The following is a 14,045-nucleotide window of genomic DNA, read 5'->3' on the forward strand; positions in this document are numbered from 1 at the left end:
AGAGAAAAAAGTGCAGCGAGCGCGTTGTTATCTATTAGGTGAAACGGCGGTGGTCCTGGAGCTTGAGCCTCCGGTGACCCTGGAGAGCCAAAAACGTATCTGGGGCCTGACGCAGCGGTTAACCGATCACGAAGAGGTGATTGAAGTGATCCCGGGGATGAACAACATCACCGTTGTGCTGCGTCGTCCGCAGGAGATGGCGTGGGAGGCGATTGACAAGCTGCAGCGCTGGTGGGAAGAGAGCGATGCGCTGGAGCCGGAATCCCGTGAGATAAGTATCCCGGTTATCTATGGCGGTGAAGCGGGGCCAGATCTTGGCGACGTCGCGCGCCATAGCGGGTTGAGCGAAAAGCAGGTGGTCGAACTGCACTCTTCGGTGGAGTATGTGGTGTGGTTTCTGGGGTTCCAGCCGGGATTTCCGTACTTTGGCGGCCTGCCGGAGCAGTTGGCCATGCCGCGTCGCGCCGAGCCGCGCGTACTGGTACCGGCGGGATCCGTCGGTATCGGCGGATCGCAAACCGGTATTTATCCGCTGGCGACGCCGGGCGGCTGGCAGCTGCTGGGGCGCACGCCGCTGGCATTATTCGATCCAAAGCGTGAAGAACCGGTGCTACTACGTTCTGGCGATCGCGTACGCTTTGTGCCTCAGAAGGAGGGGGTATGTTGAAATTTATCCGCGCCGGCATGTACACCTCGGTACAGGATGGCGGCCGGGAAGGCCAGCGGCAGTGGGGGATTAGCCGCTGCGGCGCGCTGGATAAACCGGCGATGACCATTGCCAATCTGCTGGTAGGCAATGCGCCGGAGGCGGCGGCGCTGGAAATTACGCTGGGTCAGATCGATGTGCAGTTTACCCGCCACTGCTGGTTCGCGTTGACCGGCGCCGCCTGTGAAGCGACGCTCGACGGCGCGCCGGTCTGGCTGGGCTGGCGAATGGAAGCGAAGGCCGGACAGCGGCTGGTGCTGAAAAATCCTCAGCATGGGATCCGCAGCTACCTGGCGGTGGCGGGCGGCATCGACGTACCTGAAGTTTTAGGTTCCCGCTCTACCGATCTGAAAGTTGGCATCGGCGGAATCGAAGGGCGCCGATTGCAGGATGGCGATCAATTGAAGATTGGGAAATCCTCCCGCCGCTTTAGCGCCTCGCGCGGCGTTAAACAGCTACCGACCGGTAATATCATTCGTGCGCTGCCGGGGCCGGAGTATCACGAATTCGACAGCGTGTCGCAGGAGTCGTTCTGGCGTTCGCCGTGGCGGCTTAGCCCGCAGAGCAACCGTATGGGCTACCGCCTGCAGGGTCAGCCGCTCAAGCGCACAACCGACCGTGAAATGCTCTCCCATGGCCTACTGCCTGGGGTGGTACAGGTGCCGCATAACGGCCAGCCGATCGTGTTGATGAACGATGCGCAGACCACCGGCGGCTATCCGCGTATAGCCTGCATTATTGAAGCCGATATGTACCAACTGGCGCAAATTCCGCTGGGTCAGCCGATCCATTTCGTCCCCTGTTCGCTGGAAGAAGCGCTGAAAGCGCGCGCCGACCAGCAGCGTTACCTTGAACAACTGGCCTGGAGATTGAGCGATGAAAATTGATTTAAATGCCGACCTCGGCGAAGGCTGCGCCAGCGATAGCGCGCTGCTGCAGCTGGTCTCTTCCGCCAATATCGCCTGCGGCTTTCACGCCGGCGATGCGCTGCTTATGCAGCAGTGCGTGCGCGAGGCGCTGAAAAACGGCGTCGCTATTGGCGCACACCCGAGCTTCCCGGACCGGGAAAATTTCGGTCGAACCGCAATGCAGTTACCGCCAGAAACGGTCTACGCCCAGGTGCTGTACCAAATTGGCGCGCTGGCGGCGATTGTGCATGCCCAGGGCGGCGAGCTGCGGCACGTTAAACCGCACGGCATGTTGTACAACCAGGCGGCGAAAGAGCCACCGCTGGCCGATGCCATCGCCCGTGCGGTGCGCGATGCCGACGCCGGGTTGGTGCTGGTCGGGCTGGCGGGGAGCGAGCTTATTCGCGCCGGACAGCATTATCAGCTGACGACGCGTCAGGAAGTCTTCGCCGATCGCGGCTATCTCGCCGACGGTAGCCTGGTGCCGCGTAGCCAGCCGGGCGCGCTGATAGAGAGCGAAGAGCAGGCGCTGGCGCAAACGCTGGAAATGGTGCAACACAATCGGGTGCGCAGCCTGAGCGGCGAATGGGCGCATGTGAAGGCGGAAACGGTCTGCCTGCATGGCGATGGCGCTCATGCGCTCGATTTCGCCCGACGCTTGCGCGCTGCTTTCGCAGGGCGCAATATCGACGTCAGCGCGGACATCGATTAATAGTCCGCCTTAGTATTTTAATAATAATTAAATCAAATAACTAACAACACTCACAACTGAACAGGACGTTATTATGCAAGAGGCGATATCCCTCTGGCCGCTGATCGGCATTGCCGTGATTGTGGTCGGTTTTGTATTACGCTTTAACCCGGTGCTGGTGGTGATTATCTCCGGGATCGTCACCGGCGTGGCGGCGCATATGCCAATAGCCACTATTCTGGAGAAACTGGGCGAGGGCTTCCTTAATACCCGTAATCTGCCGTTTATTCTGCTGTTGCCGCTGGCGGTGATCGGGCTGCTGGAGCGCCATGGTCTGAAAGAGCGGGCGCAGGCGTGGATCGCGAAGATCCATAGCGCGACCGCCGGACGTCTGCTGATCGTCTATCTGTTTGTGCGCGAAGCCACCGCCGCCCTGGGCTTGACCAGCCTCGGCGGACATCCGCAAATGGTGCGCCCGCTGCTGGCGCCGATGGCGGAGGGGGCGGCGGAAAAGCGCTTTGGCCCTCTGCCGGGTCATGTGCGCTACCGCCTGCGTGCGATGTCGGCGGCGACCGACAACGTTGGCCTGTTCTTCGGTGAAGATATTTTTGTCGCCTTTGGCGCGATCATCTTCATGCACAACTTTATGCTGGAGTCGGGCGGGATCCAGACGGAACCGTTGCATATTGCCCTGTGGGGGATCCCGACGGCTATCTGCGCCTTCCTGATCCACGCCGCGCGCCTGTGGCGCCTCGATCGCCATCTCCAGCGCGAGTTGGACCGCGTTAACGCCGGGCAGGCGAAAGGCGGTGCGGCATGAACTTCCAGCAAACGTATTTATACTGGCTGGCCGGCGTGGTACTGCTGGTCGTGGCTATCATGTCCTGGCGCGACAAAAGCAATCCGCGGCGCCTGACAACCGGCCTGTTCTGGGGCCTGTACGGGCTGGTGTTTTTGCTCGGCGACTGGACGTATCAACTGGTGGGCGATAAGCGTACGGTGAACATCGCCGTCGGCGGCTTGGTGGTTGTACTGGCGCTAATCGCTGGTTTTGGCGGCGTGCGCCTCGGCAGCTACCATCAGCGTACCCAGGAAGAGAAAACCGCCAGCGCGAAACGCCTCGGCAACAAACTTTTCTATCCGGCGCTGGCGATTCCGGTCGTCACCGTTATTGGCGTTCTGCTGTTTAACAATCTGCCTTCATGGCAGGTGGCGCTCTTCGGGCCGGGCAACCACGCGACGCTGATTACCCTGTTCTCGATGACCGTCGGTACGCTGATTGGCCTGGCGATGGCGATTCGTATGACGCATGAAACGGTGGCGCAACCGATGCAGGAAGCGCGCCGTTTGCTGGATTCCGTCGGCTGGGCCTTTATCCTGCCGCAAATCCTCGCGGTGCTGGGGCTGCTATTTACCGCGGCGGGCGTCGGAACCAGCATTTCATGGCTGACCGAGCACTATCTGGCGGTAGATAACCGCTTTATCGCCGTGGCCGTGTACGCCATCGGCATGGCGGTGCTGACGATGGTGATGGGTAACGCCTTTGCCGCTTTCCCGATCGTGACCGCCGGGGTTGGCATTCCGATTTTAGTTCTGCAGCACGGCGGTAATCCGGCGGTAATGGCGGCGATTGGTATGTTTTCCGGCTACTGCGGCACGCTGATGACGCCGATGGCGGCGAACTTTAATATCGTACCGGCGGCGCTGCTCGAACTGCCGGATAAAAACGCGGTGATTAAAGCCCAGGTACCGACCGGTATCCTGCTGCTTATCGTCAACGTATTCTTACTCTATTTCCTGATGTTCCTGTAAGGAGGGATGATGGCTGGCGTATTAATTACCGGTTTTGAGCCGTTCGGCGGCGAAACGGTTAATCCTTCATGGGAAGTGGTTAAGCAGCTTGATGGCATGATTATTCGCGGGCAGCAGGTGGTGGCTAAACAGTTACCCTGCGTGTTCGGCGAGGCGCTGACGGTGCTGAACGCCGCGCTGGAAACCTATCAACCGCAGCTAACGATTGCCGTCGGCCAGGCCGGCGGCCGTGTCGATATTACCGTCGAACGTGTGGCTATCAACGTCGATGATGCGCGGATCCCCGACAATAAAGGCCAGCAGCCGATCGATGAGCCGATCGTCGCTGACGGCCCCGCGGCCTGCTTCAGTACGCTACCGATCAAAGCGATCGTTAGCGCGTTGCGCCAGCAGGGGATCCCGGCCTCGGTGTCGCAAACCGCGGGCACTTTTGTCTGCAATCACGTGATGTATGGCTTGCTGCATCAGTTGCAGGGCAAAGCCGGGCAGAAGGGCGGTTTTATCCATATTCCGTATCTGCCTGAACAGGCGGCGGCTCATCCGGGGCAGGCGAGTATGTCGGTCGAGACGGTACGCGCGGCGCTGGAAACGGCGATTGCCGTCGCTCTTGAACAGGATGACGACGTCAAAATTGGCGGCGGCGCCACGCACTAACAGAAGGACGATACTATGCCTGAAGGCCCGGAGATCCGCCGCGCGGCGGATAACCTGGAGGCGGCTATCAAAGGCGAACCGTTAACCGAAGCCTGGTTCGCCTTTCCACAGTTGCAACCCTATCAAAGCCAGCTGATTGGCCAACGGGTGACCCATATCGCCACCCGCGGCAAGGCCCTGTTAACCCACTTCTCCGGTGGATTGACGCTGTATAGCCATAACCAGCTGTATGGGGTCTGGCGCGTGGTGGATGCCGGCGTTGAGCCGCAATCGAACCGCGTACTGCGCGTCAGACTGCAGACCGCACGCAAGGCGATTTTGCTCTATAGCGCCTCGGAGATTGAGATGCTGACGGCGCAACAGCTGGCCGATCATCCGTTTTTACAACGGGTCGGGCCGGATGTGCTGGATATGACGTTAACCGCCGGGCAGGTCAGAGAGCGGCTGTTATCGGCGAAATTTCGCAATCGCCAGTTTTCCGGCCTGTTGCTGGACCAGGCGTTTCTCGCCGGGCTCGGTAACTATCTGCGGGTGGAGATCCTGTGGCAGGTAGGGCTGACCGGGCAGCATAAGGCCGCCGAGCTCAATGACACGCAGCTCGATGCGCTGGCGCACGCGCTGCTGGATATCCCGCGCCTTTCTTACCGCACCCGCGGGCAAGTGGATGAAAACAAACATCATGGCGCGCTATTCCGTTTTAAGGTTTTTCATCGCGAGGGGGAGGCCTGCGAACGTTGCGGCAGCATCATTGAGAAAACGATGCTGTCATCGCGACCCTTTTACTGGTGCCCTGGCTGCCAGCACTAACGCCAGTTGTTGAGTGATTCAAATTTTTTTGTACGCTTAAATAAAAAAAAATCGGGGAAGGTCCCCGATTTTTTTGCTAACCCCAAAAGGGGTGAAATTACTTCTTGAGATCGGACTTGAAATCGCGCTTCTGGTAGCCGGTATACAGCTGACGCGGACGGGCAATTTTCATACCGTCGCTGTGCATTTCGTTCCAGTGGGCAATCCAGCCGACGGTACGCGCCATCGCGAAGATGACGGTAAACATCGAGGATGGAATACCCATCGCTTTCAGGATGATGCCGGAGTAGAAATCGACGTTCGGATACAGTTTCTTCTCGATGAAGTACGGGTCGTTGAGCGCGATGTGCTCAAGTTCCATCGCCACTTCCAGCAGATCGTCCTTGGTGCCCAGCTCTTTCAGTACTTCGTGGCAGGTTTCACGCATTACGGTGGCGCGCGGATCGTAGTTCTTGTACACGCGATGGCCGAAGCCCATCAGGCGGAAAGAGTCATTCTTGTCTTTCGCGCGGCGCACGAATTCCGGAATGTGTTCAACGGAGCTGATCTCTTCCAGCATTTTCAGCGCGGCTTCGTTGGCGCCGCCGTGCGCCGGTCCCCACAGGGAGGCGATACCCGCAGCGATACAGGCGAACGGGTTAGCGCCGGAAGAGCCAGCGGTACGCACGGTAGAGGTTGATGCGTTCTGTTCGTGGTCAGCGTGCAGGATCAGGATACGGTCCATTGCGCGTTCCAGTACCGGGTTAACCTCATAGGTTTCGCACGGCGTGGAGAACATCATATTCAGGAAGTTACCCGCGTAGGAGAGATCGTTGCGCGGATACACGAAAGGCTGGCCGATAGAATATTTGTAACACATTGCTGCCATGGTCGGCATTTTAGACAGCAGACGATAGGCAGCGATTTCACGGTGACGTGGGTTATTTACGTCCAGGGAGTCGTGATAGAACGCCGCCAGCGCGCCGGTAATACCGCACATCACCGCCATCGGGTGAGAGTCGCGGCGGAACGCGTGGAACAGACGGGTAATCTGCTCGTGGATCATGGTGTGGCGGGTAACGGTAGTTTTGAATTCGTCGTACTGCTGTTGAGTCGGTTTTTCGCCGTTCAACAGGATGTAGCACACTTCAAGATAATTTGACTCGGTAGCCAGCTGATCGATCGGGAAACCGCGGTGGAGCAGGATCCCTTCATCGCCGTCGATAAAAGTAATTTTAGATTCACACGAGGCTGTTGAAGTGAAACCGGGGTCGAAGGTGAAGACACCTTTTGAACCAAGACTACGAATATCAATAACATCCTGACCGAGCGTGCCTTTTAGCACATCAAGTTCAATAGCAGTGTCACCACCCAGGGTGATTTTTGCTTTAGCATCAGACATTTATGGTCTCCTTAGCGCCTTTTATTGCTTAAGACTGCCGGGTGGTGGATTTGCATTCGGCCCGAACCTGACTACGTTACCAGATTGTTATGTTGCTCACAGCTCTGTGTCGCGAAAATTGCAGGGTACAGAGCGCAGGCGCTTGATGGTACGTCTTCAGCCCGGGAGTGAAACGGCAGCAAATCAGCGTTTTAGCAGCCCGAATATTAAAACCTGTATACCACTAATAACTGTCCTGATTACATCGGTCAATACCATCACACTGTTACATAACTTATTCTCAGGTGAAAGAGTGACCCCATAACTTTTGGGCATTATTGCATTAATCTAGTAATGGTTGTAACAAGAATGTTTAATATTTGTCAAATCAGGTGATTAAAATTTAAAATAATGTTGTAATCGTGACCTTGATCACTGTTCCGGACAAAACCCGACAAACTATATGTAGGTTAATTGTAATGATTTTGTGAACGGCCTATACTGCCGCCAGGTCTCCGGAACACCCTGCAATCCCGAGCCACCCAGCGTTGTTTGGTCACGCTTTTACTCCTGGAAAGGGGTTTTAACATGACTTCTGGTTATAGAAAGGACGCTGTCTGACCCGCAAGCAGACCGGAGGAAGGAAACAATAAGAACAGCATGTGGGCGTTATTCATGGTAAGAAATGTGAAAAAACAAAGACCTGTCAATCTGGATCTACAAACGATTCGATTCCCAATCACGGCGATAGCGTCCATTCTCCATCGCGTATCCGGTGTGATCACTTTTGTGGCGGTCGGTATTCTGCTTTGGTTGCTGGGCACCAGCCTTTCCTCTCCGGAGGGCTTCCTGACGGCCGCTTCCATCATGAATAGCTTCTTCGTGAAGTTCATCATGTGGGGCATCCTCACCGCGCTGGCTTATCACGCCGTTGTCGGTATCCGCCATCTGCTGATGGACTTTGGCTATCTGGAAGAAACCCTCGAAGCAGGGACACGCTCCGCCAAAATTTCTTTTGTTATTACTGTCGTGCTTTCACTTCTCGCAGGAGTCCTCGTATGGTAAGCAACGCCTCAGCACTGGGACGCAACGGCGTACATGACTTTATTCTGGTCCGTGCTACCGCCATCGTTCTGACCCTCTACATCATCTACATGGTTGGCTTCTTCGCCACCTCCGGTGAGATCTCCTGGGAAATCTGGACCGGATTCTTCTCCTCCGCGTTCACCAAAGTCTTTACCCTGCTGGCTCTCGTTTCCATCCTGATTCACGCCTGGATCGGTATGTGGCAGGTGTTGACGGACTACGTTAAACCACTGGCCGTGCGCTTAGTTCTGCAACTGATTATCGTTGTGGCGCTGGTGGCTTACGTTCTTTATGGATTTGTTGTGGTGTGGGGTGTGTAATGAAATTGCCAGTCAGAGAATTTGATGCAGTTGTAATTGGTGCCGGCGGCGCAGGTATGCGCGCGGCGCTGCAGATTTCCCAGAGCGGACAGACCTGTGCGCTGCTCTCTAAAGTTTTCCCTACCCGTTCCCATACCGTTTCCGCGCAGGGTGGCATCACCGTCGCGCTCGGTAATACCCATGAAGATAACTGGGAATGGCACATGTACGATACCGTGAAAGGGTCGGACTATATCGGCGACCAGGACGCCATCGAATATATGTGTAAGACCGGCCCGGAAGCGATTCTTGAGCTGGAACATATGGGCCTGCCGTTCTCCCGTCTTGATGACGGCCGTATTTATCAGCGTCCGTTTGGCGGCCAGTCGAAAAACTTCGGCGGCGAGCAGGCGGCACGTACCGCGGCGGCGGCCGACCGTACCGGTCACGCGCTGCTGCACACCCTGTATCAACAGAACCTGAAAAACCACACCACTATCTTCTCCGAATGGTATGCCCTCGATCTGGTGAAAAACCAGGACGGCGCGGTGGTCGGTTGTACCGCTCTGTGCATCGAAACCGGTGAAGTGGTGTACTTCAAAGCCCGCGCTACCGTGCTGGCGACCGGCGGCGCAGGCCGTATTTATCAATCCACCACCAACGCCCACATCAACACCGGTGACGGCGTCGGTATGGCTCTGCGCGCGGGCGTTCCGGTGCAGGATATGGAAATGTGGCAGTTCCACCCGACCGGTATCGCCGGGGCAGGGGTGCTGGTCACCGAAGGTTGCCGCGGCGAAGGCGGTTACCTGCTGAACAAACACGGCGAGCGCTTTATGGAGCGTTATGCGCCGAACGCGAAAGACCTGGCGGGTCGTGACGTGGTGGCGCGTTCCATCATGATCGAAATCCGCGAAGGCCGCGGCTGCGATGGTCCGTGGGGCCCGCACGCCAAGCTGAAACTGGATCACCTGGGTAAAGAAGTGCTGGAATCCCGTCTGCCGGGCATTCTTGAACTGTCTCGTACCTTTGCCCACGTTGACCCGGTTAAAGAACCGATTCCGGTTATCCCAACCTGCCACTACATGATGGGCGGTATTCCGACCAAAGTGACCGGCCAGGCGCTGACCGTGAACGAGAAGGGCGAAGATGTGGTGATTCCGGGCCTGTTCGCCGTTGGCGAAATCGCCTGCGTATCGGTACACGGCGCCAACCGTCTGGGCGGCAACTCGCTGCTGGACCTGGTGGTCTTCGGCCGCGCGGCGGGTCTGCATCTGCAGGAATCCATCGCCGAGCAGGGCGCGCTGCGTGCTGCCAGCGAGTCCGATGTCGAAGCTTCCCTGGATCGCCTCAACCGTTGGAACAACACCCGTTCCGGCGAAGACCCGGTTGCTATCCGCAAAGCGCTGCAGGAATGTATGCAGCATAACTTCTCGGTCTTCCGTGAAGGCGACGCGATGCATAAAGGTCTGGAACAGCTGAAAGAGATTCGCGAGCGTCTGAAAAATGCGCGCCTGGACGACACTTCCAGCGAGTTCAACACCCAGCGCGTTGAGTGCCTGGAGCTGGATAACCTGATGGAAACGGCGTATTCCACGGCGGTATCCGCTAACTTCCGTACCGAAAGCCGCGGCGCGCATAGCCGCTTCGACTTCCCGGAACGTGATGATGAAAACTGGCTGTGCCATTCCCTGTATCTGCCAGAGTCGGAATCCATGACGCGTCGAGCGGTCAACATGGAACCGAAACTGCGTCCGGCATTCCCGCCGAAGATTCGTACTTATTAATGCGGAGACAGGAATATGAAACTCGAGTTTTCAATTTATCGCTATAACCCGGATGTTGATGACGCTCCGCATATGCAGGATTACACCCTCGACGCGGAAGAAGGTCGCGACATGATGCTGCTGGATGCGCTTATCCAGCTGAAAGAAAAAGATCCGTCGCTGTCGTTCCGCCGCTCCTGCCGTGAAGGGGTGTGCGGTTCCGATGGTCTGAACATGAACGGTAAAAATGGTCTGGCGTGTATCACGCCGATCTCCGCGCTGAATCAGCCGGGTAAGAAAATTGTTATTCGTCCGCTGCCTGGATTGCCGGTTATCCGCGATTTGGTGGTAGACATGGGGCAATTCTACGCACAATATGAGAAGATCAAGCCTTACTTATTGAATAATGGGCAAAATCCTCCGGCTCGCGAGCATCTGCAGATGCCTGAGCAGCGCGAGAAACTCGATGGTCTGTACGAGTGTATTCTGTGCGCATGTTGTTCGACTTCTTGTCCGTCGTTCTGGTGGAACCCGGACAAGTTCATCGGCCCGGCAGGCCTTCTGGCCGCGTATCGCTTCCTGATCGACAGCCGCGATACCGAAACCAGCGAGCGTCTGGAAGGTCTGAGCGATGCTTTCAGCGTATTCCGCTGTCACAGCATTATGAACTGCGTCAGTGTTTGTCCTAAGGGATTGAACCCAACGCGCGCCATCGGCCATATTAAGTCGATGCTGCTGCAGCGCAGCGCGTAAGCAACACGGTCTGTCCCGGATGGCGCTTGCGCTTATCCGGGCTACCAAAGAAGTAGCCCCGGCAAGCGCTAGCGCCGCCGGGGGACAGATAGCAGGAAATCTTTAAAAACCGCCAAATATGTACCAGTAATCGAGGCGTTCAGTGCGAGGTAAGGCGGCAACTGAGCGCATCCCCGGGAGCATAGTGAACTATGTGACCGGGGTAAGCGAAGGCAGCCAACGCAACCGCAGCCTGAACGCTGAAGATTAATGGCAGTTTTTAAAGGTTCCTTAGCGGATAGAAACCACAACTCGTCCGCAACAAGTGAACCCCGGCACGTGCACTCGGTGTGCGTGGTAGTTTCTACGGCGAAATAAGCATAAAAATGCTTAAGGGATCACGATGCAGAACGGCGCAATGAAAGCCTGGCTGGACTCTTCTTACCTCTCTGGTTCGAACCAGAGCTGGATAGAACAGCTCTATGAAGACTTCTTAACCGATCCTGACTCTGTTGACGCCAACTGGCGTTCGATGTTCCAGCAGTTACCTGGCACCGGAGTTAAACCGGATCAATTTCATTCGAAAACACGTGATTATTTCCGTCGACTGGCGAAGGATGCCTCACGTTACACTTCTTCGATATCCGACCCTGATACCAATGTGAAGCAGGTTAAAGTCCTGCAGCTCATCAACGCATACCGTTTCCGCGGTCACCAGCAGGCGAATCTCGATCCGCTGGGACTGTGGCAGCAAGAGAGAGTGGCGGATCTCGATCCGGCTTACCACGATCTCACCGAGGCCGATTTCCAGGAAAGCTATAACGTAGGTTCTTTCGCCATCGGAAAAGACACGATGAAGCTGGGCGACCTGATTGCGGCGCTTAAGCAAACCTACTGCGGCTCCATCGGCGCGGAATACATGCATATCACCTCTACTGAAGAAAAACGCTGGATCCAGCAGCGTATTGAGTCAGTAGCGGGTAAAGCGAGCTTCACCGCGGAAGAGAAAAAGCGCTTCCTGAGCGAACTGACCGCCGCGGAAGGCCTGGAGCGCTACCTCGGCGCCAAATTCCCGGGCGCGAAACGCTTCTCGCTGGAAGGCGGCGATGCGTTAATCCCGATGCTCAAAGAGATCATCCGTCACGCCGGTAAGAGCGGCACCCGTGAAGTGGTGCTGGGCATGGCGCACCGTGGTCGTCTGAACGTACTGGTTAACGTGCTGGGTAAAAAACCGCAGGATCTGTTCGACGAATTCGCGGGCAAACATAAAGAACACCTCGGCACCGGCGACGTGAAGTACCACATGGGCTTCTCTTCCGATATGGAAACCGAAGGCGGCCTGGTTCACCTGGCGCTGGCGTTTAACCCGTCGCACCTGGAAATCGTAAGCCCGGTGGTTATCGGCTCCGTACGCGCCCGTCTGGATCGTCTGGACGAGCCGAGCAGCAACAAAGTTCTGCCAATCACCATCCACGGCGACGCCGCGGTAGCCGGCCAGGGCGTGGTTCAGGAAACCCTGAACATGTCCAAAGCGCGCGGTTACGAAGTGGGCGGTACCGTTCGCATCGTTATCAACAACCAGGTTGGCTTCACCACGTCCAACCCGCTGGATGCGCGTTCTACGCCTTACTGCACCGATATCGGTAAGATGGTTCAGGCGCCGATTTTCCACGTTAACGCGGATGACCCGGAAGCGGTCGCTTTCGTTACCCGTCTGGCGCTGGATTTCCGTAATACCTTCAAACGCGATGTCTTCATTGACCTGGTGTGCTATCGCCGTCACGGCCACAACGAAGCCGACGAGCCGAGCGCAACCCAGCCGCTGATGTACCAGAAAATCAAAAAGCATCCGACTCCGCGCAAAATCTATGCTGACAAGCTGGAGCAGGACAAAGTCGCGACGCTGGAAGACGCTACCGAACAGGTTAACCTCTACCGCGATGCGCTGGATGCCGGCGATTGCGTGGTAGCGGAATGGCGTCCGATGAACATGCACTCCTTTACCTGGTCTCCGTACCTCAACCATGAGTGGGACGAGAGCTATCCGGATAAAGTTGAGCCAAAACGTCTGCAAGAGCTGGCCAAACGCATCAGCACGGTACCGGAAAGCGTTGAGATGCAGTCTCGCGTAGCGAAAATCTACGGCGACCGTCAGTTGATGGCGGCGGGCGAGAAGCTGTTCGACTGGGGCGCGGCGGAAAACCTGGCGTACGCCACCCTGGTTGACGAAGGTATTCCGGTACGTCTGTCCGGCGAAGACTCCGGTCGCGGCACCTTCTTCCACCGTCATGCGGTTATCCATAACCAGAGCAACGGCTCTACTTATACGCCGCTGCAGAACGTACACAATGGCCAGGGCCAGTTCCGCGTCTGGGACTCCGTGCTGTCTGAAGAAGCGGTACTGGCATTCGAATACGGTTACGCCACCGCGGAACCACGCACCCTGACCATCTGGGAAGCGCAGTTCGGCGACTTCGCCAACGGCGCGCAGGTGGTGATTGACCAGTTCATCAGCTCCGGCGAGCAGAAATGGGGCCGGATGTGCGGCCTGGTGATGCTGCTGCCGCACGGCTACGAAGGGCAGGGCCCGGAGCACTCCTCCGCGCGTCTGGAACGTTATCTGCAGCTGTGTGCTGAGCAGAACATGCAGGTTTGCGTACCGTCCACTCCGGCACAGGTTTACCACATGCTGCGTCGTCAGGCGCTGCGCGGTATGCGCCGTCCGCTGGTGGTCATGTCGCCGAAATCTCTGCTGCGCCACCCGCTGGCGGTTTCCAGCATGGACGAACTGGCGAACGGCACCTTTATGCCGGCGATTGGCGAAATCGACGAGCTCGATCCGCAAGCCGTGAAACGCGTCGTACTGTGCTCTGGTAAGGTTTACTACGACCTGCTGGAACAGCGCCGCAAAAACGAGCAAAAAGATGTCGCCATCGTGCGTATCGAACAGCTCTATCCGTTCCCGCATCAGGCGGTGCAGGAAGCGCTGAAAGCTTATTCGCACGTCCACGATTTTGTCTGGTGCCAGGAAGAGCCGCTCAACCAGGGCGCATGGTACTGCAGCCAGCACCACCTTCGTGAAGTAGTTCCATTTGGGGCCTCTCTGCGTTATGCAGGCCGCCCGGCCTCCGCCTCTCCGGCGGTAGGGTATATGTCCGTTCACCAGAAACAGCAACAAGATCTGGTCAATGACGCGCTGAACGTCGATTAATTAAAGGATACAC

At 57.0% G+C, this 14,045-nt stretch carries 14 protein-coding genes; 12 read left to right on the plus strand and 2 right to left on the minus strand.

The annotated features are described in order from the left end of the window. Positions 1 to 10 precede the first annotated feature (10 nt). The 7 genes from pxpB (at position 11) to nei (ending at position 5,578) form a co-directional block, all read left to right on the plus strand. Positions 11 to 667, plus strand: coding sequence for a 5-oxoprolinase subunit PxpB (pxpB, locus tag PGQ95_RS05060; protein WP_316424638.1), 657 nt, complete (start codon positions 11 to 13; stop codon positions 665 to 667). Continuing rightward, entirely contained in the window at positions 661 to 1,593 is a 933-nt protein-coding gene (pxpC, locus tag PGQ95_RS05065) for a 5-oxoprolinase subunit PxpC (RefSeq protein ID WP_087860215.1), read from the plus strand. The genes pxpB and pxpC overlap by 7 nt, the downstream gene beginning before the upstream one ends. Further along, positions 1,583 to 2,326: a 5-oxoprolinase subunit PxpA gene (gene pxpA, locus PGQ95_RS05070; protein ID WP_087860213.1), complete on the plus strand. Its 744-nt coding sequence runs from the start codon at positions 1,583 to 1,585 to the stop codon at positions 2,324 to 2,326. Before pxpC ends, pxpA begins: the two co-directional genes overlap by 11 nt. Positions 2,327 to 2,399: 73 nt before the next feature. Beyond that, positions 2,400 to 3,125 carry a DUF969 domain-containing protein gene (locus PGQ95_RS05075; RefSeq protein WP_015704763.1) on the plus strand — a complete coding sequence of 242 codons (726 nt, stop codon included), beginning with the start codon at positions 2,400 to 2,402 and terminating at the stop codon, positions 3,123 to 3,125. Next, on the plus strand, positions 3,122 to 4,117 hold the full coding sequence (locus tag PGQ95_RS05080; protein WP_430917168.1) for a DUF979 domain-containing protein: 996 nt from the start codon (positions 3,122 to 3,124) through the stop codon (positions 4,115 to 4,117). The genes PGQ95_RS05075 and PGQ95_RS05080 overlap by 4 nt, the downstream gene beginning before the upstream one ends. Before the next feature lie 9 nt (positions 4,118 to 4,126). After that, a complete protein-coding gene (pcp, locus tag PGQ95_RS05085; RefSeq protein WP_430917170.1) occupies positions 4,127 to 4,771 on the plus strand; it encodes a pyroglutamyl-peptidase I in 645 nt (214 codons plus the stop codon). A 15-nt stretch (positions 4,772 to 4,786) separates the two neighbouring features. Beyond that, positions 4,787 to 5,578 carry an endonuclease VIII gene (nei, locus tag PGQ95_RS05090; protein ID WP_213317416.1) on the plus strand — a complete coding sequence of 264 codons (792 nt, stop codon included), beginning with the start codon at positions 4,787 to 4,789 and terminating at the stop codon, positions 5,576 to 5,578. Positions 5,579 to 5,675: 97 nt separating this feature from the next. Here the strand turns inward: nei and gltA are convergent, their stop codons facing one another. Together gltA and PGQ95_RS05100 are read right to left on the minus strand one after the other, a co-directional pair. Next, positions 5,676 to 6,959 carry a citrate synthase gene (gene gltA / locus PGQ95_RS05095; RefSeq protein WP_015367676.1) on the minus strand — a complete coding sequence of 428 codons (1,284 nt, stop codon included), beginning with the start codon at positions 6,957 to 6,959 and terminating at the stop codon, positions 5,676 to 5,678. 183 nt (positions 6,960 to 7,142) lie between these two features. Further along, a complete protein-coding gene (locus tag PGQ95_RS05100; protein ID WP_418268990.1) occupies positions 7,143 to 7,274 on the minus strand; it encodes a hypothetical protein in 132 nt (43 codons plus the stop codon). Between the two features lie 324 nt (positions 7,275 to 7,598). Here PGQ95_RS05100 and sdhC point away from each other — a divergent pair, with 324 nt between their 5' ends. The 5 genes from sdhC to sucA all read left to right on the plus strand — a co-directional run bounded on the left by sdhC (position 7,599) and on the right by sucA (position 14,032). Next, complete coding sequence (gene sdhC, locus PGQ95_RS05105; RefSeq protein ID WP_020079340.1) at positions 7,599 to 8,003, plus strand: succinate dehydrogenase cytochrome b556 subunit; 405 nt, start codon at positions 7,599 to 7,601, stop codon at positions 8,001 to 8,003. Further along, entirely contained in the window at positions 7,997 to 8,344 is a 348-nt protein-coding gene (gene sdhD / locus PGQ95_RS05110) for a succinate dehydrogenase membrane anchor subunit (protein WP_015367674.1), read from the plus strand. The genes sdhC and sdhD overlap by 7 nt, the downstream gene beginning before the upstream one ends. Further along, entirely contained in the window at positions 8,344 to 10,110 is a 1,767-nt protein-coding gene (gene sdhA, locus PGQ95_RS05115) for a succinate dehydrogenase flavoprotein subunit (protein ID WP_032707635.1), read from the plus strand. Before sdhD ends, sdhA begins: the two co-directional genes overlap by 1 nt. A 15-nt stretch (positions 10,111 to 10,125) precedes the next feature. After that, positions 10,126 to 10,842, plus strand: coding sequence for a succinate dehydrogenase iron-sulfur subunit SdhB (gene sdhB, locus PGQ95_RS05120; RefSeq protein ID WP_020079339.1), 717 nt, complete (start codon positions 10,126 to 10,128; stop codon positions 10,840 to 10,842). Positions 10,843 to 11,224: 382 nt separating this feature from the next. Further along, complete coding sequence (sucA, locus tag PGQ95_RS05125; RefSeq protein ID WP_045381571.1) at positions 11,225 to 14,032, plus strand: 2-oxoglutarate dehydrogenase E1 component; 2,808 nt, start codon at positions 11,225 to 11,227, stop codon at positions 14,030 to 14,032. The last annotated feature ends 13 nt before the right edge of the window (positions 14,033 to 14,045 follow it).

The organism is Klebsiella sp. 141240 (assembly GCF_050600805.1).
In the GTDB taxonomy this organism is placed as follows: Bacteria; Pseudomonadota; Gammaproteobacteria; order Enterobacterales; family Enterobacteriaceae; genus Klebsiella; species Klebsiella aerogenes.